At 54.9% G+C, this 20,828-nt stretch carries 18 protein-coding genes and 1 pseudogene; 12 read left to right on the top strand and 7 right to left on the bottom strand.

What is annotated here, in order from left to right; translation table 11 throughout:
* The coding region (locus VAE55_RS10895) for a serine/threonine-protein kinase (protein ID WP_322815809.1) at positions 1-1,079 on the bottom strand (1,079 nt) is incomplete at its 3' end.
* A 140-nt stretch (positions 1,080-1,219) separates the two neighbouring features.
* Here VAE55_RS10895 and VAE55_RS10890 point away from each other — a divergent pair.
* The 10 genes and pseudogenes from VAE55_RS10890 to VAE55_RS10845 all read left to right on the top strand — a co-directional run bounded on the left by VAE55_RS10890 (position 1,220) and on the right by VAE55_RS10845 (position 10,798).
* Positions 1,220-1,885: a winged helix-turn-helix domain-containing protein gene (locus VAE55_RS10890; protein WP_322815808.1), complete on the top strand. Its 666-nt coding sequence runs from the start codon at positions 1,220-1,222 to the stop codon at positions 1,883-1,885.
* Positions 1,886-1,912: 27 nt separating this feature from the next.
* Positions 1,913-3,220, top strand: a complete 1,308-nt coding sequence (gene aroA / locus VAE55_RS10885) for a 3-phosphoshikimate 1-carboxyvinyltransferase (RefSeq protein ID WP_322815807.1) — start codon at positions 1,913-1,915, stop codon at positions 3,218-3,220.
* Positions 3,217-3,801, top strand: coding sequence for a hypothetical protein (locus tag VAE55_RS10880; RefSeq protein WP_322815806.1), 585 nt, complete (start codon positions 3,217-3,219; stop codon positions 3,799-3,801). Before aroA ends, VAE55_RS10880 begins: the two co-directional genes overlap by 4 nt.
* Before the next feature lie 21 nt (positions 3,802-3,822).
* Positions 3,823-4,806, top strand: a complete 984-nt coding sequence (gene galE / locus VAE55_RS10875) for a UDP-glucose 4-epimerase GalE (protein ID WP_322815805.1) — start codon at positions 3,823-3,825, stop codon at positions 4,804-4,806.
* Complete coding sequence (locus tag VAE55_RS10870) at positions 4,796-6,748, top strand: protein kinase domain-containing protein (RefSeq protein ID WP_322815804.1); 1,953 nt, start codon at positions 4,796-4,798, stop codon at positions 6,746-6,748. Before galE ends, VAE55_RS10870 begins: the two co-directional genes overlap by 11 nt.
* A gap of 203 nt (positions 6,749-6,951) precedes the next feature.
* Positions 6,952-7,209: an AAA family ATPase gene (locus tag VAE55_RS10865; RefSeq protein ID WP_322815803.1), complete on the top strand. Its 258-nt coding sequence runs from the start codon at positions 6,952-6,954 to the stop codon at positions 7,207-7,209.
* Positions 7,206-7,392 (top strand): annotated as a pseudogene (locus VAE55_RS10860) (AAA family ATPase); the annotation flags it as partial. The gene VAE55_RS10865 and the pseudogene VAE55_RS10860, both read left to right, overlap by 4 nt.
* Positions 7,393-7,644: 252 nt before the next feature.
* Positions 7,645-7,899, top strand: a complete 255-nt coding sequence (locus VAE55_RS10855; RefSeq protein WP_322815810.1) for a hypothetical protein — start codon at positions 7,645-7,647, stop codon at positions 7,897-7,899.
* A gap of 4 nt (positions 7,900-7,903) precedes the next feature.
* Entirely contained in the window at positions 7,904-10,450 is a 2,547-nt protein-coding gene (locus VAE55_RS10850; RefSeq protein WP_416181191.1) for an FtsX-like permease family protein, read from the top strand.
* Between the two features lie 81 nt (positions 10,451-10,531).
* Positions 10,532-10,798: an acyl-CoA-binding protein gene (locus VAE55_RS10845; protein ID WP_322815801.1), complete on the top strand. Its 267-nt coding sequence runs from the start codon at positions 10,532-10,534 to the stop codon at positions 10,796-10,798.
* A gap of 509 nt (positions 10,799-11,307) precedes the next feature.
* Here the strand turns inward: VAE55_RS10845 and VAE55_RS10840 are convergent.
* Entirely contained in the window at positions 11,308-11,592 is a 285-nt protein-coding gene (locus VAE55_RS10840) for an RNA-binding protein (protein ID WP_322815800.1), read from the bottom strand.
* A gap of 454 nt (positions 11,593-12,046) precedes the next feature.
* On the opposite strand from VAE55_RS10840, the gene VAE55_RS10835 reads away from it, so the two are divergent.
* Positions 12,047-12,631, top strand: coding sequence for a peroxiredoxin family protein (locus tag VAE55_RS10835; protein ID WP_322815799.1), 585 nt, complete (start codon positions 12,047-12,049; stop codon positions 12,629-12,631).
* A gap of 54 nt (positions 12,632-12,685) precedes the next feature.
* Here the strand turns inward: VAE55_RS10835 and VAE55_RS10830 are convergent, their stop codons facing one another.
* The 5 genes from VAE55_RS10830 to VAE55_RS10810 are packed head-to-tail and all read right to left on the bottom strand — an operon-like array spanning position 12,686 to position 19,721.
* Positions 12,686-13,390, bottom strand: coding sequence for a hypothetical protein (locus VAE55_RS10830; RefSeq protein ID WP_322815798.1), 705 nt, complete (start codon positions 13,388-13,390; stop codon positions 12,686-12,688).
* Positions 13,391-13,392: 2 nt separating this feature from the next.
* Complete coding sequence (locus VAE55_RS10825; RefSeq protein ID WP_322815797.1) at positions 13,393-14,382, bottom strand: DevR family CRISPR-associated autoregulator; 990 nt, start codon at positions 14,380-14,382, stop codon at positions 13,393-13,395.
* Positions 14,383-14,412: 30 nt separating this feature from the next.
* The gene (locus VAE55_RS10820; RefSeq protein WP_322815796.1) at positions 14,413-16,269 is read right to left on the bottom strand and encodes a hypothetical protein; all 1,857 of its coding nucleotides are present in this window, start codon (positions 16,267-16,269) and stop codon (positions 14,413-14,415) included.
* 14 nt (positions 16,270-16,283) lie between these two features.
* Positions 16,284-18,689: a CRISPR-associated helicase Cas3' gene (gene cas3 / locus VAE55_RS10815; protein WP_322815795.1), complete on the bottom strand. Its 2,406-nt coding sequence runs from the start codon at positions 18,687-18,689 to the stop codon at positions 16,284-16,286.
* A 3-nt stretch (positions 18,690-18,692) separates the two neighbouring features.
* Positions 18,693-19,721, bottom strand: coding sequence for a WYL domain-containing protein (locus VAE55_RS10810; RefSeq protein ID WP_322815794.1), 1,029 nt, complete (start codon positions 19,719-19,721; stop codon positions 18,693-18,695).
* 435 nt (positions 19,722-20,156) lie between these two features.
* Here VAE55_RS10810 and VAE55_RS10805 point away from each other — a divergent pair, with 435 nt between their 5' ends.
* Positions 20,157-20,420, top strand: a complete 264-nt coding sequence (locus VAE55_RS10805; RefSeq protein ID WP_322815793.1) for a hypothetical protein — start codon at positions 20,157-20,159, stop codon at positions 20,418-20,420.
* Positions 20,421-20,828: the final 408 nt, after the last annotated feature.

Genomic DNA, 20,828 nt, shown 5'->3' with positions numbered 1-20,828 from the left:
TCGGCGACCCCAGGTTCCGGCTCATGGCGTCGTGGTACCGCTGATGCCGGTGGCTCCGGTGTTGCCGGATGATTGTGATGAGCCACCGACAAGTCCGGTTGTTTCGGTGGTCTACTGACCGCGGGGGTTGCGGATGGTAATGATGGCGAGACGGGTTTGGGGACTGACGAATGTTGTATCAGGCCAGGAGCAGTTGGCAACGAAGGATTAAACAGCGCCACCAGTTCGACAGTTGGTGCCGGCACAACCCCATTGCGTTCCGCGATATCACGCAGAGCAGCAATAAACGCCGCACCGGTCTGAAACCGTCGTTCTGGACGCTTAGCCAACGCCCGCGTCAGCACCAAATCAAGGTCGGTCGGTAAATCAGGGGCAAATGAAGTGATAGGTGGCGGTGGTAACTGAGCATGGGCAACGATCAATTGAGGCGTGGCACCACTAAACGGTACACGACCGGCAATGATCTCATACGCAACTACCGCTAATGAGTAGAGATCACTACGACCATCAACCCGCCGGGCTTCAGCCTGTTCAGGTGAGATATACTCCGGTGTGCCCATAAACACACCGGTGCGCGTCAATCGTTGTTCATCAGCTTCGGGCGTTTGCGCAATACCGAAATCGGTTAATACCACCCGCCCATTACGGTCGATCAAAATATTGTGCGGCTTGACATCACGATGAACGGCACCGACCTGGTGAGCATAATCGAGGGCAAGTGCGATTGGTTCAAGAATAGCAATAGCATATTTCAGGCCAAGTGAACCGTACTGCTCGAGAATCGCGTGCAACGGTCGGCCATCAATATACTCCATTGCAATGTAGTGTAGTCCCTGATCCTCACCAATGTCGTAAACCGTTACGATGTGAGGATGGCGCAGATTGGCTGCTGTGCGAGCCTCGCGCTCAAAGCGCTTGATGAATTCTGCGTCCATGCTTAGTTGCGCGGCCAGCACTTTCAGGGCAACGATCCGTTGAAGTTGTGTATCACGGGCGCGATACACTCGTGCCATGCCGCCGCGGCCAAGCTCTTCGATCAATTCGTAGCGACCGATTCGCTGTTCGCTTTTACCAGCCACCAGTATCTCCCATCACCTACTATCGCTGTCGTGTGCAATCATGTCTGCCACAAGCGAAAATGCCATGGTATAATCAGCAAGGTTAAATCGATTGTACCATATCGCATTCACGCATTCAAAGCTCTGGAGGCTGGTGAACGATGCAATCCGCTCCCGCCCCCCAATTGATCGTCAAGCGAAGTAACGGCGATTACCGCGAAATAGTGTGGGATCAACCGGTCATTACCGTTGGTCGTGATGGTGCCAATGACATCATTATCGATCACCCACTCGCATCCCGACGCCACGCACGATTTGAACGGACTGACGAAGGTTTTTTTATCCGTGATCTTGATAGTACCAACGGCACATTTCTTAACCAGGAACGATTGATCGGCACGCGCAGCCTGCATCACTCCGATCAAATTATGATTGCCGATACCGTTATTATTTTTAACGATCCGGCAGCAACGATGAAGGGAACCCTTGATCCAAAACTTTTACGAGCGGTACGAGCTGAAATCCGGGTGGATGAACCAACAAAGTCGGTCTATATTCGCGGTGAGCTGTTATCACCGCCGCTCACCGTGAAAGAGTTTCAGTTACTGGCGTTGCTCTATCGCCGGCAAGGCGAAGTTGTCAGTAAGGAGGAGATCGCTAATCAGGTATGGGATTACGCGATCTTTGATTACAATGCCATTGATGCACTTGTCTATCGCTTGCGACAGCGCATTGAGCCAGATCCGTCAAAACCAAGGTATCTGATTACCCAGCGCGGTTTTGGTTATAAGCTAATTGTAGCGCCTGAACTTGAGAAACAAGCATGAGTTGTCAGACCGGAGTGGTATCACGTAATGAAAGGTATAACGCTAACCGCCCCTAAGCGATTGCGTGGTGTAATCGAGGTACCGGGCGATAAGTCGATTTCCCATCGATCAGTGTTGTTCAATGCTATCGCTACGGGCAATTCCCACATCACCCATTTCCTGCCTGGCGCTGATTGTCTCTCGACGGTTGCGTGTATCCGGGCATTAGGCGTGGCGGTAGAACAACCCGCCGAACGCGAGTTGATCGTCCATGGTGTCGGGTTAGGTGGTTTACGAGAACCGGCTGACGTGCTTGATTGTGGAAATTCCGGCACCACCCTGCGCCTGCTGGCCGGATTGCTGGCGGGCCATCCGTTTTTCAGTGTTTTGACCGGCGATGCCTCATTGCGTTCACGGCCACAACGCCGAATCGTCGTTCCGTTGCGGGCAATGGGTGCGCAGATCGATGGTCGTGACGATGGTGATCGGGCCCCACTGGCGATTCGAGGTAACCGACTGCGTGGCGGTCATTATGAGTTGTCAATTGCTTCAGCACAGGTGAAGTCGGCATTGTTACTGGCAGCGTTGAATGCTGACCAACCCTTGACCCTGACCGGACGCATCGACTCGCGTGATCATACCGAACGTATGCTGGCAGCGATGGGGCTGGAGATTACCGTTACTGCGGATCAGATCACGCTCCAGCCACCATCAGAGGCAACTGCCCCCACTGCGCTCTCGCTGCGTGTCCCCGGCGATCCCTCATCAGCAGCCTTCTGGTGGGTAGCGGCTGCCATCCATCCCGATGCTGAACTGGTGACGCCCGGCGTTTGCCTGAATCCGACCCGGATTGGAGCGATAGAGGTTTTGCAAGCGATGGGGGCTGACCTTACAGTCATGAATGAACGACTGGAAGGAAGTGAACCGGTCGGCGATGTTGTTGTGCGTTCTTCATCACTGCGCGGCACAACGATTGCGGGTACGTTGATTCCGCGCTTAATCGATGAAATTCCCGTGCTGGCAGTTGCTGCGGCCTGTGCAACTGGTGAAACAGTGATTCGTGATGCGCAGGAGCTACGGGCCAAAGAAACCGACCGCATCGCGACGGTGGCTGCCGGCCTGAGTGCAATGGGCGCAGTCGTTGAACCAACCGCTGATGGTATGGTGATCGTCGGGCAGCCGGGGCGACTCCAGGGTACCACACTCAATAGTTTTCATGACCACCGGCTGGCAATGGCCTGGGCAATTGCCGCAATGGTAGCTCGTGGTGAGACAACGATTCTTGAACCGGCTGCGGCTGCGGTAAGTTATCCCGAATTCTGGCAGACGCTGGCCGTAGTACAGGAGGCAGCATGAATGATGGCTTTACCTTTACCGTTGAGATCTTCACGCCAACGCTGCTCTGTACTGGTAGTTACACACTTCCGATATACCGTAGAGTCAGCGATGCGCTCAATAATAGGCTTAGTCGGTTTGTGAGTCTGCACGACGTCAGTATTGCCCCGCTCTGGCGACCGCAACAGGCGCAGCGGGTACAACATGCATTAGTCGCCTGGGGAGATGCGTTGCTGGTAGCAGTCCTGGCCGAACCTGAACCGCCACCTGATTACCATCCGCTGGCTCTGCCACGGGAAACTCAGCAGGTCATGTTTTTCACGACTGAGTTTGCCGTGCGCGCCGAGATATATAAGCGCCCAGACATCGCTCTGGATGAGATACTGAGTGGGTTGACCGATGATTTTATTCCGCTCCGCAATGTGACGATCTTTCCGATCAGCGGCGGCACACCACTTCACCGTTCGTTCGTTTGCCTGGCGCAACGCGCGATTCAAGTGCTCTACAATGTGCGTGGCCCCGCACCGACCAACCACCACTCTGAACCGCCAGCCGATACAACCACGGCAACACCTGAGTCCAATACCGATGCTGAAGCCTGACTAACAAGGGAGACACTCCGTATGAGAATTTTAGTTACCGGTGGCGCCGGCTATATCGGCAGCATTACCAGCGCCGAGCTTCTACGTGCCGGGCACGAGGTGATTGTTGTCGATAATCTGTATCAGGGTCATCGTGCCGCAGTACCGCCAGAGGCCACCTTTATCGAGGCCGATCTCGCCAATCGGCAGGAGCTGAGCGAGATATTTGCGGCGTACCCAGGTATTGACGGCATTATGCATTTTGCTTCTTATACGCTAGTTGGCGAAAGCATGGAAAAACCCATGCTTTATTTACGTGACAATGTGACTAATGCCGGCAATCTGCTCGAAGTTGCGATTGCTGCCGGAGTGCGTCGCTTTATTCTCTCGTCCACGGCCAATCTGTTTGACCAGCCGGAGCGGATTCCGATTGCTGAACATGAACGGATTGTGCCCGGTTCACCCTACGGTGAGTCAAAGTTCTTTATTGAGCGGATGCTGCACTGGATGGCGCGTATTTACGGGATGCACTACGCCTGTTTACGTTACTTTAATGCCTGTGGCGATACGCCCGAACGAGGTGAGGATCACGACCCTGAAACCCATTTGATCCCAATCGTGTTGCAGGTAGCCCTCGGTCAACGCCCACACGTCACTATTTTTGGTGATAATTACCCAACGCGCGATGGCACGTGTGTTCGCGATTATATCCATGTGCTCGATCTGGCAAGTGCGCATATTCTGGCGATGGAGGCGATTGATCGGCTGGGCGAGCGACGCTATAATCTGGGAAATGGACAGGGATTTACGGTGCGCGAAGTCATTGAAACGGCGCGCAAAGTTACCGGTCACCCGATCCCGGCAGTCGTAGGCCCACGTCGACCAGGCGATCCGGCAGTACTGGTGGCATCCTCTGAGACAATTCGGGCTGAGCTGGGCTGGCAACCACGATTTCCTGATCTGGAGTCGATCATCGCATCGGCCTGGGAATGGCACCGCATGCATCCACATGGATATGACGACTAATCCTGCTTCGGTACCCAGCCTGCCGCGTTTCTACGGTCACTACGAGGTCGAGCAGCAAATTGGGCGCGGCGAGTCGAGCCGTGTCTTCCGCGCCCATCACCGTCAGATTAAAGAGCACAAGGTTGCGCTGAAGGTGCTGTTGAACCAGGAGGCGGCACGCATTAAGCGTTTCGAGCAGGAGGCGCAAATTGCTGCTCGTCTCCGGCATCCCCATATCTCGCGCTTGCTCGATTACGGCATTCAAAATCCGTTTCACTACGCAGTCTTTGAATATATCCCCGGTAGCTCGTTGCGCGATCTGATCAAGGGCCACGATCAGCGCTTACCGCCTGATCAGGTGATGGCATATTTTCAGCAGATAGCCGATGCCCTCGATTACGCACATAGCCTCGACATCATCCATCGCGATCTTTCGCCGGGTAATATCCTGATTGATACAGAGAACCATAAAGCTTATTTGATTGACTTTGGGATTGCACGCAACCCCGATCAGTCGTTGACATCGACGAATGTGACGATGGGAACGCCGGGCTTCATCGCGCCGGAATGTATGCATTCGGCAACAAATGCCACCCATCTGTCTGACATTTTCAGCCTGGGGGTAATCCTCTTTCTCATGCTGACCGGTGAGAAGCCGTGGTACGAAATGCCGCAGCCAGGGAGTTCACTCGATCCTTTCTTTCGCATCAGGACCCTGGCCGATACCGGGGTGAAGCTCCCCAGTGAGATTGATCGCATCATTCGCGTTATGCTGGCATTTGAACCTGCTCATCGCTACACGAGTGCCGGCGCAGCGGCCATTGATTTTGTCGCGGTGATGCAGCGTCATTTAAGTGTCACGCAAATCCAGAGCGGTGAGACGGTTAAAGCCGATCAGACAGCAACCCGTCGTAGGAACATTGTACTCATCGAGCCGAACGAAGTGGAACTGGCCTTAAGTGGATCATTATTCCGTGAACCGCTCGAACGGGCGTTAGTGCGCGCCCGTCAGCTTGATGAAACGACGATTAAACGTCTGCTCGATCAATGGGCGAAGAGGCAACGTTTTTATCAACCTCACCTTGGCCGAATTGCTCAGATTCAGGATACGAAGCACCATAATGTCTTCTTCTTCCAACTGCGCCTGCTTATTGAACAGCGCCTGGATGCCGGAACAGAAGAGGAGCCTGATTCGCAGCAGAAACAGATTCCGCCACAACGTGAACTCGAACGCTGGCAGGTCGAGCTATCGCCACCAAAAGATTTTCAGAAACATCCTGGCGGGCGGGTGATCGTGCCGGGTTCCGAACGGGTTGTCACCTGTCCGTCTTGTAAAGGACACGGAGTGCATATCTGCGCGATGTGCAAGGGTAGTCGACGGGTGACAGTGACCGACCAGGCCGCGACAACAACAGGGAATACTGCGGATTCATCATCGGTTACCCGTCAACGTGTTGTCCCATGCCCGGAATGTCAGGGACGCGGTTCATTACCCTGTAAGCGCTGTGACAGTTTCACTCGCGTCATCCAGCGCAAACTTATTGAGTGGTCGCGCTGGCCTGTGGAAGATCAGGCCCACACTGACTTGCCTGATGTTGATGAAATGTGGTTGCGCCGCACCTGTAAAGCCGAACTGGTTTATAAGAAGCGGGTGGAGCGCATCCCGAAAGAATGGTTTGAGATCACTGAGATCAAAGAGATTTTAGAACAACGGCAAAAAGACCTCAACAACGATAGCCGTATCGTGTTGGCCGAGTTGCAGATTCATTTCATTCCCCTGACTGAAGTGACGTTAGATCTCGGTAAACAAGGGACTGGAGAACGTCTTGCGATATACGGCTTCGAGCATAACATTCCACCCGACTGGCGGTTTCTGCATTGGGAGCGAATTGTCTGTCTCAGTATCATTGCCCTGCTATCCATCTTTTTGGTGATCAGCATCGCCTTCATTATCAATGGTTGAGCGTGGGGGCAGGTGTGCACCACAGAGGGATGAGGGGATGTGCATCAAAGAGACACAGAGGGATGAATTGCCAGTAGGGGCAAGGCATACCGTGCCCCTACTCCTCTGTATATGCAACCACCGGGCCACGAAACGCTTTCCACTCCTGATTTCCAGATAAACCGTGGTACCATACCTGTAGGATAATTTACGGAGACTCACCAATGCAAACTGCACAATTAGCCTCTGCGCTGCTCAACGAAGCCCGCAAAACACTGGTCGGGCAAGAGGAAAATCTTACTCTGTTATTAACGGCCCTGTTAAGTGGTGATCATGTCTTGCTTGAAGGCCCGCCTGGCACGGCCAAGACCCTCGTGGCCAAAACATTGGCGCAAATGATCCAGGCTGACTTTCGGCGCATTCAGTTTACGCCTGATCTGATGCCGGCAGATGTGAGATTGGGACACAGGTTTTCGATATGAAAAGTGGCGAATTTCACCTCTATCGCGGACCGATATTTACCCAGATATTACTGGGTGATGAGATCAATCGGGAGCCGGCGAAGACCCAAAGTGCTCTGTTAGGCCATGGAAGAGCGGCAAGTCACGATTGAAGGGCAGCGTTTACCATTGCCGGAACCTTTTTTTGTGATCGCCACCCAAAATCCGATTGAGTATGATGGCACGTATCCGTTACCAGAAGCCCAACTCGACCGGTTTCTGTTCAAAATTGTGATTAGCCATGCCTCACGGGATGTCGAAACTGAAGTATTACGTCGTTACCATCTCGGTTTCGATGCTTATCAATTGACGGCCAGTGGGTTACGCCCAATTGTAAGCCCCGAAACGCTCACCACATGTTGGGCTGAAATCGCGCAGGTGCAGGTCGAGCAGGGTATCATCAACTACATCGTGTCGATGATACAGGCAACCCGCAACAGTCCCGAACTGATGGTCAGCGCCTCGTTACGGGCCGGTGTTGCGATGTTGCTGGCTGCCAAAACCCTAGCTGCCATTCAGGATCGCAATTATGTCATGCCCGATGACGTAAAGTTACTGGCCCGCCCGATCTTGCGTCATCGAATCATCCTGCGTCCAGAAGCTGAAATTGAAGGACTAAACCCTGATATAGCTATCAATCGCCTCCTCAATCGCATCGAGGTGCCGCGCTAGAATGATGAGTCGTATGCTTGTACACAGTTCGCTCCGCTGGATCAGGCAGCATCCCTGGCAGATGTTGCTCTGCATTATCGGGGTTGCATTGGGAGTTGCTGTCGTTGTTGCCATTGATCTCGCCAATGCCAGTGCCCGACGGGCTTTTCAACTGGCCGGTGATACGGTAGCCGGGCAGGCAACACATCAGATCGTTGGTGGTCCAACAGGGCTACCCGAAATAGTCTACCCCACTATTCGCCGCCAGTTTCCCACCCTGGCGGCTGCCCCCGTCGTCGAAGGCTACCTGACGGCACCTGCGCTCGGCCCTGGGGTGTATCAGCTCTTTGGCGTCGATCCTTTTGCTGAAGCGCCGTTCCGCCCCTATCTAGCCGGCAATGGTGCGGTTGATCTGGCAGCACTGCTGGTAGAACCAGGTGCTGCTCTGTTGGCCCGCACAACAAGTGAACAGGCCGGTCTTCAGCCGGGCGATCAGTTGCCGGTTCAGATAGGCGCTCGTCAGACGGCATTACGGATCGTCGGAGTCCTCGATCCGGCGGACGATTTGAGCCGGCGGTCACTGGCTGGACTGGTCATTGTCGATATTGCGAGTGCGCAAGAGCTGCTCGACAACACCGGTCGCTTGAGTCGAATTGACCTGATTGTGCCTGAAGCATTTGATCTGGCCGCCCTTACCGCACAATTACCGGCTGGCGTAACCGTCCAACCCGTGGCAGCGCGAGCCGGCACCTTGCAGCAGATGACAGCAGCGTTCGAGTTAAATCTGACTGCCCTGAGTCTGCTGGCGCTGATTGTGGGCATGTTCCTCATTTACAACACCATGACCTTTAGTGTTGTACAGCGACGCGGTTTGTGGGGGACGCTCCGTTGTGTAGGGGTCAGCCGGGGCCAGTTGGCCGGCATGGTGTTGATAGAGGCATTCATCATCAGTCTGGTGGGTGTTGCCGGTGGGCTGGTATTGGGAGTCGTGCTGGGTCGGGGACTGGTTGGTCTGGTTACCCAAACGATCAATGATCTTTATTTCGTGGTCACAGTGCGCGATCTGGCTATCGAGCCGTTAGTGCTAATCAAGGGTACTGCCCTGGGGATCACCGCTACCCTGCTGGCAGCGCTGGCCCCCACGCTGGAAGCAATGTACACACCGCCGCGCACTGTGCTGCGTCGTTCGAGCCTTGAAGAACGGATTCGGCGAGCGATCCCTCGCCTGGCCGGAGGTGGCGTCGGTCTTCTGCTACTGGGAGGGGGACTTTTCCTCATACCTGCCACAGCCGATACGAGCGGCCTCTACATCGCTTTTGGCGGTCTGTTTGCCATCGTGATTGGAGCTGCACTACTCACACCACTCATCCTGATGGCACTGATGGCGGTTTTACGACCGATCCTTGGGCGAGCAGCGGGGATGCTGGGCAACATGGCAGCCCGTGATGTCGTCAATAGCCTCTCACGAACGGCGGTAGCAGTGGCTGCACTGATGGTTGCCGTCTCGGTCACCATTGGTGTAGGCATTATGATCGGCAGCTTTCGCCAGACCGTTATCAACTGGCTTGAGCAGAGCCTGATCGCCGATATTTACCTGTCGCCGCCGAGCAACGTGGCCAATCGAATTGACACCACGATTGATCCGGCTTTACCTGCTGCGCTGGCTTCACTACCAGAGGTCGAGGCGATCACAACATTCCGCAGCGTGCAGATCGATCTGCCCACCGGGCCAACGACCCTTGTAGCCGTGGGGAGCACAACCGAGCGTGGCCGCCGGACCTTGCGTTTTCAACAGGGTGGCGATGCAGCAACCTGGACGGCCTGGGAAAATGGCGCCGTGTTGATTTCTGAACCGCTGGCGTTTCGTAGCGGCCTGGGGGTTGGAGACACCTTAACAGTACGCACTGATCGCGGCCTGCGCGAACTCCCGATTGCCGGAGTCTACTACGACTACACGTCAGATCGCGGCGTTGTCCGTATCAACGAAGTAACGTATCGCCAACTGTGGGACGACACAGCCCTCTCCTCACTGGCGATTTATGTGCGAGAAGGCTATGAGGTTGATGCCGTGATGGAGCGGGTGCGGGCAATCAGCGCTGCCTACGGGACGATCATTGTCAATTCGAGTCGGGCATTGCGCGAAGGGACGCTCATTGTGTTTGATCGAACCTTTGCCATCACCTCTGTACTGCAATTGCTGGCCACCATCGTGGCATTCATCGGTATCCTGAGCGCATTGATGGCCTTACAACTTGAACGCACGCGCGAACTGGGTGTATTGCGAGCAATTGGCTTAACACCCGGCCAGCTTTGGGGAGTAGTGCTGGGGCAAACCGGTCTGATGGGACTGGCTGCCGGCCTGCTAGCAGCCCCTCTTGGACTGGCACTGGCCGTGGTGCTGACGTATGTGATCAACAAGCGGTCGTTTGGCTGGACGCTGGAATTTACACTCGATCCCACCCTGTTTGTCCAGGCACTGGCAGTAGCGATTGTAGCGGCACTGCTGGCCGGCATCTGGCCGGCGCTACGGATGAGTCGTACCAGTCCGGCGGTGGCCTTACGCGATGAGTAATTTTTGACACGGCGCGTCATAGAGTTGCTAAAAGTATGGTATGATACAGGCGTTACCCGCACACAGTGAGGAGGAAAAGCCATGAGCGATCTGCAAGCAGCGTTCGAGTGCGCCGCGCAAGAGGTACAGCAACTACCCCGCCGGCCTGATAACGAGACACTTCTGCAACTGTACGCGCTCTACAAGCAGGCAACCGTTGGTGATGTCCAGGGTAGCCGCCCAGGCGTTCTCGATATGACCGGACGGCTGAAATACGATGCGTGGGCGAAGTTGAAAGGTGTTACAGCAGCCGATGCTATGCAGCGTTATATCGAGCTGGTAGAGCGGTTGAAGCAATCGCTTGCCTGACGCGACGTGCGTGGATGGCTATGGGCTGTCGCCGTTCCCGGATGAGAGTGTGACGCGCCCTCACCCTGGCCCGTCCCTGTCGGGGGCAGGAGCATATATCCACTCCATCGGCAGTGGGAGAACGCCCCCACCCCAGCCCGCCCCCGCTGGAGGCGGGTGTAAACGGTTCAGCATGGGTTAGATCAATTACAACTATTGCTCAACGATGCGAATTGTTCAGATGTCATACCTGTGGGTAGGTCATTGAGGGCGTGGTTCCAGAGCAGCCTGATGAGGCGAAGAGGTAGGGGCGACGCATGCGTCGCTCCTACAGAAGCGCATCGTTTACGTACGACACCAGGGTAATAATTGGATAGCGCGTCATCATTTCTCTGCTATCAGAGGTGCCAGGTTGGAGACGAACTGGCGGCGTTCGCGCTCAGAATAACCACACCGCAAGCTACTGACAAAACACAAAGCCGGCAATCGCCATTGATTGCCGGCCTGATCACAGTATGAGGGGCGACGCTTTAATAGCGGCGACCAAAGCCACCACGCGGTGCATTGCGCGGCTTATCTTCGGCCTCATTCACCCGTAAATTGCGACCACCAACTTCAAGACCGTCGGTTGCGCGGATGACAGCAGCGACGTTATTTGTTTCAATCTCGACAAAGCCAAAACCACGCGAACGACCAGTGTCGCGATCATTGATCACTCGTGCGCTTTGCACGTCACCATGCGGCTCGAAGATCGAACCTAGCTCAGCGTCGCCCACATTCCACGGCAAATTCCCGACGAACAGTTTCACCAACATTGTACACACTCCACAGAGACTTGATTTGACACACCTGCGTGGCATATCAAAACCGGCTATCACAGAACTCTCGTACTACCGCTGCCAATGGAAACCCATCGACCAGTCGCTCCGGTGATCGACAACGTACCTGCTTCGAGCGCTGAAGCGTTGCCGATTGACCTGAGCTTGAGAGTTCTCTGATGCCGGTCGCGCAGCACACGACGTTGATTGACCCACTTAGTGTAACACACTTTTCTGAAATTGCAAGAGGGATTCTGTACGGAAACTTGACGGATGGCAGGATCGTGTTAGAGAAGCGGGACATCCGCGCCATCCTGCTACACCCACGCCCAATCTGATCCGGCAAACCGTGCAAAAGCGCAGCTTCCGCACGCCAATAGACAACGCTTCCGCTTTCTGACATATCAGGGTATACTACAAAAAGAGCACTACAAATCCCAACGGAGGTCGTATGTCGCGTCCGTTCATTCCCATGACCGCCAAGTGGCGGCAGGAGTTTGTTAAGCCGCGAGGGCCGGCCAATGTGCCCGCAGTTGGTAGCGAAGCACCCGATTTTACGCTTCCCTATGCCCAATTCGTCAGTGGGCCGCCGGAAGATCGGGTTGAATACGGTCGAACGATCACGCTGAGTGCGCTGCGTGGACGACCCGTTGTCCTCAATCTCACCCGCATTGTCAGTGATCGCTTCTTCTGCCCGCACTGTGCGCCGCAACTGGATGCGTTGCGGGAGCAATATGATCTCTTCGTTCAGCGCAATGCGCACCTGCTGGTGGTAAGCAGCACCGATCTCGAAATGACCAGTTACGTCGCCGAGGTGTTGCGTGCACCGTATCCCATTTTGAGTGATCCCGAATGGGGTGTATTTTACCGCTACGGTATGGGATCGGCGATGGGAGTGCCTTTGCCGGGTGTGTTCGTGATTGATGCTGATGGCATCATCCGCTGGAACTGGGCTACACCGTTATCGGTTGTCTTCACTCCGCCACGTCCGACAGAGCTGGCGGCTGTGCTTGATGCGCTGGCAAGTGAAGGCTGAGGCGGGTTCTAAACCTGCCCCAGCCTGAATATCACTCCACAAGGTGCCGACACGTCACACCCGCTCATACCACGAGAACGACTTAGAAGATCGTTTCAGCCGATATGGCAGTACGACGTGCCGCTCTGTACGATCACCCCTGCTCAGCTTTTTGGCCAGATTGTAGACATCGATCTTCTCAAAGCTCAGATTGGGGGCGCAATCGTCTACCACTTGCATCGTCCCATCAAGCGGAAAATTTGTCTCTGGTCGGGTCAGTGAGACAAACTCCGCAGGCAAGACTTCATTGTACGCCGGCACATTCAGAAGCTGGACAAATCCACCCCTCTTACCGAGGTAGGTAATATGAAGCAGCGCATCACGCAGCCAATCGCGTTGATCTGAACCTTCCCAGCCCAGACCAATCGCGAAGTCGCCAAACAGATGAACATACTCGCGATAGCCGATTGTGCGCTGGAAAAAGCCTTCAAAGTCGGGATCGTTTGGTTTAGCTTCACTCCGACTGGGACGAAGTACCCGTTGAAAGACATTCGAGACGACAGCCTGTTCGGCGGGGCGCAACGCCACCTCCAGGCGGGCAATAGCCGGCCAATGAGAGCGGGCTACGTCTAGCGACTGGGCACGACACAACGCATCAAAAATGGCCATCTTTATCGCAAATGGAGTCGGTGCCAGCAATGTCTTCCCACCGGATGCCGTTGTGAAACTGGGGCGCAGCGAGAAGAGTGAGACTGCCTCATATTCAGCAATCAACCACATAATTATGCTCCATTCACCGCCGGCAAGGTAAACGGTTCAGCCTCCCGGATAAGTTGGCTCATCTGTTCGGCAAAAGCACCCAGTGAGTCGAACGAAAACAGCTCAATCGCATCAGGGTGGAGCTGATTCAGACTCTCGGCAACCCGCTGGACATCGCTCACAAAATCGTCTTTCAGTGGCGAGATACAGGGGGCCGGGATGACATTCGAACTAACCGTCATGACCCCACTCACATCAAGGATATGCGGATTTTGGGCCGTGCGCATCGCTCCGGCAGGCTCGATGAAGGTGTAAAGAATGCTTTCTAGCAGGGCACGTAGACGCTTCCGACGCTGATCAGCATCTACTGCATAGCATTGGGAAATATCGTTAAAGCCAATCCGTGCTGCTTCCACTTGCACAACAATCGCATACACACCCGACGATGCCGGACGATGGAACGGTGTCTGTTTGCCGGTAATCGAACCAGACTCGTCAACTCCGGCACTCCCCCCGCCACGCTCGCTCTCAAACTTGACATGGAAGTAGGAGTCGGTCTTAACGCTGCCCGGTACGCCTACCACCCACCCAAACTCAACCACGCTTTTGCGCGGCAACGACCGATTCCCGGCGGTAATCAGCGCACCGGCCATGTCGGTCACTGCACAACGCTGGAGAATAAGATCAAGTTCACCCGCATTGCTTTCGGCCGTCTGCAACTGATTGAAGAACTCTTTATCGAGGTCGAGATCATAGTTGATCCGATTGGCATTAAACAGTCGTGCACCCATCGAGAGAGGCAAGTCTGCCTGCACAGCCAGACGGTGCAAATGTTCAGACTGAATATGCTTGAACATATCGCCACTGATCGCATTCACGCTGTGCAGGCGACCATCGGCAAAGACATTGACCATGCGCGTTTGAATCTGATTCCCTTCGCCACCTTCGTTGTTCAACGAGTGCAGGTTCAGGACGGCGCGAGCAGCAATTGACAGGCTAAACACTGGCTTCATAGACATGTCTCCATTCATAAATATGCACGACTACTCTTCTTCAGGCGAAGCATCATCACCATCATTACTGACCGAATCTGTCACCTCTTCAGCGTCGCTATCGGGGGTATAGGTTTCATCACGCTGGAAGGTACTGGCATAGCCATACGCCACCAGCAGGCTGGCAATCATCTGTGGATCGCGATATTCATCCATCAGAGCCAGCAATTCATCGATATCCTTGATCGAGACATCACTACGCGCCCCGCGCGGCTGGGAATGCCCCTGACGTTCAAGCCGCTCGCGCATTCGGGCATTTTCGGCATTGTAATCGTGAATAAACTCGCTCAGGGCAGTAATAAACTCGTTGGGATAGGCGGATTTTCGTAGCAATTCCTGACCAAGCCCGTAACGAACTTCATACGACACATCGTACTTGCCTTGATTTCGCTTCTGGTTGCGCCGATGAGCCTCAACGGTTGCCATGCGAATGGCATAGGCCAGGTTGCGAAAGCCGCGTGATTGGGTAATCTTGCTAAGGGGTGGCGCAATCGAACTCATAATAACCTCCAGATGATGAACGGTAAACTGAGGCGCGAGTTTGTCGCGCTGGATCACAAAGCCAGAGTAGGCATCGGTAAATGCCAGCAGTGCCGTCAATTCGTTGGTCGAAAGAAAATCACGGTAGAGACGGAGCAATTCATACTCCTCACCGCGCTTCTCGTCGAGATTACGAACGATGCGTATATGCTCATCGATCATGCTCTGATAGAGCTGAATATCTTGCCGAACACGCGGCTGCACCCAGGCCGGCAAGCCAATGCGGGCAATATTCATGACTGCCGCCGACTGGCCGAGGTTCTTGTAATAGGCACTATCAAGGCCATAGACCAGCCTGTTCACACCTTGATGACTGCCAAAAATCTGGACAAAGAGGCTCTCATCATCCTTAACTGCGGTATAATTCAGTATTGCCTTGGTATAATTCAGCGCAGCCAGCACATCGAGCTGGATCGCGCCACCAGAGCCGACCATCAAACGGCGAAATTCCTCGCGGATGCCGTGATGATCATGCCAGTCTAGCCGGTTGGGCGCTAACACATAAATCTTGCGATCTTTGCTATCCCTGATCAAACGGGTAAATCCGGCCCACCGCAACCCAACCCATTTCAGGTATTCGGTGAGCCAGAAATTCCTCAGATTCCCCGGTTTGGCGAAGATTGCCTTACCGTTGGCCGTACCTTTGCCCTGGGTAGGATTGATCACTTGTGAAGCACTGAGCTGCTTTGTATGGTGCAGCCCATGCAGCTTACAAACCGCAGCCCAATGCTTTTCGGCACCTTCCTGATCATTAGGCAACGTACTGGCATAGATCAGCACTGTCTCCAGCAAAGCCGGAAACGCAACTCGTCCCTGAAACCACTCTGCGGCAGCACTATTGGCAGCCTGCAGTGCTGTCGGGTTGATTGCCCGAAAGAGTTCCCAGTCGCGATGCGGTTCAACCGGCGGATTACGCTTCAAATACTGCCCACCAACACTTTTACGCCATTTCCAGTAGGTTTCGTTGTCAGCTTTGGCCTGTTCGTAATCTTCAACCACACCCACCATTGCCTCTATATCGTCAAGAGAAAGCCGCGTGCCCTTGATCACCCTTTGTTGGGTTTTTCCATCAACAGTGACTAAAAGAAAAGCGCCGGTAAAAAACTGGCAGTTTTTCACCAAATCTTCGCGCAAGGGCGGGTCACAGATAACTGCAAAATGTGATCCGTGGTCTGCAATCGTTACCCGTGCCCGGCTGTTGGTAATCCCATCGAGAACGTAAGCCAGGCCAAACGCAACCAGGTTATCGGCAAAAGTACCGGTGCGCTTTTCAACGTAATACTCACTGCGATAGATTGACGCATTCATAGCTACTCCACTGCTCAGGGAAGCGTTTGTCCAGGGCCCATTTCCGTACCACGCTGATCGGCCCGTCGTAAGGCGCGAGCCAGTAATGTGTAAGCAATCCAGCCGTAGCGATCGGTTGGCTTGATCAGCAAATCGGCAAATTGTTGGTGATGATGACTATTCATCCATAAGGCGTTGAGATTAAGCGAATGGGTCACCTCTGCTGGCAGGAATTGTAGCGTATTTTGAATCAGATTGCCTGCCTCCGGCACCAACGAAAATGCCTGACAATCCTGAACGAAGGGGGCATGATGACGGGCAATCGCAGTCAGTATTGCCTGTACCAATTCCTTTTCGCTGGATATGTTGAACGCACCGGCCAATACCTGCGCAACTGCCAGCGCTCCTTCCGCAGCATGGCGTGGTCGAGGCGTGCTCCGTGATACCTGTTGTTCGGCCTGGCGATGGGTGGGATTTTGGAAATCAAACGTGGTATGGGCCAGCGCAACCGTTTTGGCAACCGGCTGACCAATGGCTTGCTGATAGGCATGCGCCCACTGCTGCCAGCCCTTAGATAGTTTGCCAACATCGTGGAACAGGCATGCCAGCCACGCAGCGCGCAGCGCACTGCCAGGCGACCACCCGGCAGCACATTCAAGTGCAGATGCAACAAAGCGGAGTTCCGGGATGGCCAGTTCCTGAAATGCCTCAAGCACGCGCTGGATATGCTCTACATAGGTCTCAACGTAGAGGCTTGAGCGTGGCCGGTCGATCAATGGCCTGGCTGGCGGCAACGTCGAGATGAACGGCAGATTACCGGTTTCCGGTGAAAAGCCTTCGTGTGCCGAGTAGCCGGCTAATGCCGGGTGAACAACAATAATCGCACTTTGCGCCAGTTCCTTGCTATCGTGAACGTCAACCCAACGGTACAGCGGGCGATTACTCTCTGCCTGATCGCCGGCCTCGCTTTCATCGAGCCGGCGCACGCGCCAGGGAGCATTAGTTGGACGCTGCAACCAATCTTTTCCCATACTCCGTAACGAATAGAGCGGGATATTCAGACCAACCGCATCGTAGGGCGAAGCCAGAAGCTGATCGGGATCGGGATGGATCAGTACCAGGCGGCTATCGACATCGCGCACCAAAAGGCGTGACGCCCCTGCACGCTGTCCCTCAAGACAGCCCTGAATAGACGCACGCCGATTGAGACGGTCAGCCTGAATACCTGCAATAATGTTTTGGTCGCGAGCGGCACTCACGGCATTGACCAGCTCCTGTTCGTGTTCGAAATCAAACACTGCGCCCTGTCGTTCCTTCAGCCATACCAGCGTTGCATCCATCTCGCGCTTGAGGGGATCGTCTGGTATAAGCGCATAAGGGGCATATGTTTCAACCGGATACACGATAACGGTGCCAGTATCGCCAGGATAGCGTGCACAACGTCCGGCACGCTGAATGAGGCTGGCCGAGGGCGCCAGTTCGGTATGCAGCACCTCTACCGAAATATCAACCCCTACTTCGACTACCTGTGTGGCCACCACGATCAGATTAGTCTGCCAGCGCTGAGCGGATATACCGAGTCGACTCCGCAACTCATCCTCGATCTGACGACGGTCAACGGGTAAAAACTGACTATGGAGGAGCATGACATCGGTTTTCGGCGGCGCCTGCTGTTTCAGTTCAGCATAGATCTCGCGCGCCCGCCGGACTGTGTTGCAAATCACCAGCGAAGTGTGCTGATGACGGGCAAGCACTGCCGCAGCTTGCAGCCGCTGATCGGCCACCTGCCACACCCGCTGCCGGGCCGGCTGACCACCACGGGTGTTAATCGCTGCAATCTCTGCCGCCGCCAGCGTCACGACATGTGCCGGCTGCAACAACGTCGCCAGTGATTGCAACATTGCACTGCTAAACGTCGCCGTCATCAGCATAAACGGGGCCAGGCCGCGAAGCTGCTTCAGGACGTGGAGGATTGTGGGTAATGCTGCATCAGGGTCAAACAAATGGAACTCATCAAAGACCAGATAGGCACCGGCAAGCGCACCTGCATTCATATTTGCCAGGCGATACGGCAAACTGTACGGCATCATCAGATAACTGCTGAGAAACTGATCTACCGTACAGAAAATGAGATCACCTTCAAAACGACGATCTTCCGGTTGCTCACCGGTTTGAATACGCACATCGAGCTGGCGTCCGTGCAGACGCTGATAGCGTGCGGCAAGCTCGCGGTATTCAGCATAAAACTGATTTGCCAGCACCCGCATTGGCGTGACATAGAGACATTTGCGGGGCGTAGTGTCTGGCCGATCAAAAAATCCCTCGATAAACGGCGCCAACGCCGCCCGCGTCTTGCCGGCTCCGGTTGGCGCCTGAAGCACAACATTCTCTCCGGCAAGAATGAGGTCTTTCACCCGCTGCTGGTACGGATAGAGTTGCATACCTTACCCTCTAAAGAAATCATTCAGCGTCGTCGAGCCGGTCGGCGTCGGAACCGAGGAAACATGCCAGCCATACCGTTCGGCTAACGCTCGCGCCTCTCCCATAAGTGTCTCGCGAAACTCCAGCGGCTCAAGTACCTCAACGCCAGCCCCCCAACCACGGACCCAGGGCAACATCTCACGCCAATCGGTGACCTGCGCCTGCCACTCACAACCACCATCGTCAAGCAGGGTGATTTGTTGCGACGGATGCCAGACCGTTTCCTGGACCCGTCGCGTCACCTCACCGGGCATAAAACGCAACCTGACCGTTACCGGCTCCTCATCGCCCAGCCAGATTCCCCAGGTATGCCGCAACAGGTGCTGTTCATCAAAATCATCGGGAATCTCAAAGGTCTCCAGAGTTGTCACAGCGTCTTCGATGCGTTCCAGCTTAAACGGCACAATATCGCGGGCAATATCGCTATACGCAACCACATACACACTATCGCTCCAAAGGGCAGGCTCGATCAGATACGGGCAAATGATGTGAAGCAGTGGTCGGCGGGTGCGCAGTGCCCGATAGGTGATCCGCACCTTGCGCTGATTGAGCCAGGCCATAGTGATTTGCTCAAGAATACTTAACCGCTGCGGCTGCTTTTGCTGCTTCAGCACCCTAGTTGAGAGTTGCAACAATCGTTCGGTCATCGGCTGCTGAAGACAGGCGGCCAGCTTTTCTACCGCCTGCACGACATGGACATTCGCGAATCGGGTCTGACGCAACAAACGTCGCGCCGGTAAGTAGAGAAAGAGGGCTTCGTGGGGATTGAGCCGTACCTCAGACACCAGGCGACTGCGGTCAATACGGTAACGCCCCGGCGACTCCTCAACGAACGGATAGTCTTGTTCCAGAGCAATCCGATCCCGATACGCAGTCGTCCGATCAATCTCCAGCCGTTCGGCAATTTCGGCATCACTAAAAGCCCGCTGAACGTACAATCGTTTCATTTCATTCAGCCGTTCAGCTCGTGAAAGCCCACGACCTTTTCCCATAACCACTCCTGGTTCGCTAAGCGCATACCATTTTGCTGTTACTATATTAGCATCTCGCCTGACCAAAAATCGCAACAGGGCACGACAATTTTTCGATCTGGTTCCTCAAGAGCGGTTAAAGATAGAGCCTCTGGCAATCATGCAGCAGCAAGGTTCGTTGCCGATATCCAGGTAGATATGTTTCTGCGTAAGCGCAGTTATGCGCAAGACGGCACAAAAGCATGATTTCGATGCTGTTTAAAGCAGTTCCCAGCTAATGATTGGGTATTGCTCTGTTGCACACATTGATGAGATGTGGTAACAATAGCTTATGAATACGCGAGACAGCCGTTCTGGCAACGTTGCGCGCATCGCCTATCACCTGACCCAAACGGCGCTGCCACGTGCTTCGCATCCGAACTGTCCGCATCATTCCCCCTTGCCCCAGGTGGCGGCATGCGTACTGCTGATGGTCTCCCTCGACTCAGCTCCAAAGACATGGAAGCGTGGCTGTTGGCTACGGATCAGGTTCGCCAGGTAGTGGACCTGGCCACCGTCCCCGATCACCTCACCATGCAGCGCACCTGCACGAAGGTGCATATGGTAGACGGTGAGCACCTGACGCACCGGCTGTTAGCGGAACAGGATGTGTGGACGACGAGGATGTGGCTGCTGACCGCACTGGCTTCGCGCCAGGACAGGCCAGCCAGTATGACCTGACCCGTACCGGACGCTGCTCCCACCGGTAGGTTAAGAGCCTATCCGAAACGTAGGGCGAGATGGCATCTCACCCGACGAAACGTACCGCAGAAGCGATGTTTCGGATAGGTTCTCAGGGGGTATATGCGGTCGGTACGCGGTCGCAGTTCATCCGGGCCTGGCGCCCGGGCTGAGGACCTGGCAGCGATGTGATGGAGTTGTTCAACCTGTAGCGAGATGCTCGCCGCTATAGACGCTGCCGGGGCAGGCGGACGGCGCAGGGCGTGATGGCCGCTGCGGGCGTTGATGGTCAACCCGTGCGAAAAGCTGATCTTGGTCCCCCGTTCGTCGGGACGGTCAGCTAGTGCACCCCGAACGCAGTGCGCAAGCGGATCTCGTTGCTCCCGCCCGTCGGGATGGCTTGGTGGG

Origin of the sequence: Chloroflexus sp. (assembly GCF_034432675.1) — a bacterium.
Taxonomy (GTDB): Bacteria; Chloroflexota; Chloroflexia; order Chloroflexales; family Chloroflexaceae; genus Chloroflexus.
Note: the sequence above shows the minus strand (reverse complement) of the source record. Positions and strands in the feature narration are given on the sequence as shown.

What these genes read in the sequence shown, in the direction of transcription:
- VAE55_RS10830 (WP_322815798.1), bottom strand. Translation starts at nt 13,390, where the DNA reads ATGTGGTTGATTGCTGAATATGAGGCAGTCTCACTCTTCTCGCTGCGC.
- VAE55_RS10865 (WP_322815803.1), top strand. Translation starts at nt 6,952, where the DNA reads ATGCAAACTGCACAATTAGCCTCTGCGCTGCTCAACGAAGCCCGCAAA.
- VAE55_RS10890 (WP_322815808.1), top strand. Translation starts at nt 1,220, where the DNA reads ATGCAATCCGCTCCCGCCCCCCAATTGATCGTCAAGCGAAGTAACGGC.
- VAE55_RS10840 (WP_322815800.1), bottom strand. Translation starts at nt 11,592, where the DNA reads ATGTTGGTGAAACTGTTCGTCGGGAATTTGCCGTGGAATGTGGGCGAC.
- aroA (WP_322815807.1), top strand. Translation starts at nt 1,913, where the DNA reads ATGAAAGGTATAACGCTAACCGCCCCTAAGCGATTGCGTGGTGTAATC.
- VAE55_RS10810 (WP_322815794.1), bottom strand. Translation starts at nt 19,721, where the DNA reads ATGGGAAAAGGTCGTGGGCTTTCACGAGCTGAACGGCTGAATGAAATG.
- cas3 (WP_322815795.1), bottom strand. Translation starts at nt 18,689, where the DNA reads ATGCAACTCTATCCGTACCAGCAGCGGGTGAAAGACCTCATTCTTGCC.
- VAE55_RS10820 (WP_322815796.1), bottom strand. Translation starts at nt 16,269, where the DNA reads ATGAATGCGTCAATCTATCGCAGTGAGTATTACGTTGAAAAGCGCACC.
- VAE55_RS10835 (WP_322815799.1), top strand. Translation starts at nt 12,047, where the DNA reads ATGTCGCGTCCGTTCATTCCCATGACCGCCAAGTGGCGGCAGGAGTTT.
- VAE55_RS10825 (WP_322815797.1), bottom strand. Translation starts at nt 14,382, where the DNA reads ATGAAGCCAGTGTTTAGCCTGTCAATTGCTGCTCGCGCCGTCCTGAAC.
- VAE55_RS10850 (WP_416181191.1), top strand. Translation starts at nt 7,904, where the DNA reads ATGAGTCGTATGCTTGTACACAGTTCGCTCCGCTGGATCAGGCAGCAT.
- VAE55_RS10855 (WP_322815810.1), top strand. Translation starts at nt 7,645, where the DNA reads ATGATACAGGCAACCCGCAACAGTCCCGAACTGATGGTCAGCGCCTCG.
- VAE55_RS10870 (WP_322815804.1), top strand. Translation starts at nt 4,796, where the DNA reads ATGACGACTAATCCTGCTTCGGTACCCAGCCTGCCGCGTTTCTACGGT.
- VAE55_RS10805 (WP_322815793.1), top strand. Translation starts at nt 20,157, where the DNA reads ATGCGTACTGCTGATGGTCTCCCTCGACTCAGCTCCAAAGACATGGAA.
- galE (WP_322815805.1), top strand. Translation starts at nt 3,823, where the DNA reads ATGAGAATTTTAGTTACCGGTGGCGCCGGCTATATCGGCAGCATTACC.
- VAE55_RS10845 (WP_322815801.1), top strand. Translation starts at nt 10,532, where the DNA reads ATGAGCGATCTGCAAGCAGCGTTCGAGTGCGCCGCGCAAGAGGTACAG.
- VAE55_RS10880 (WP_322815806.1), top strand. Translation starts at nt 3,217, where the DNA reads ATGAATGATGGCTTTACCTTTACCGTTGAGATCTTCACGCCAACGCTG.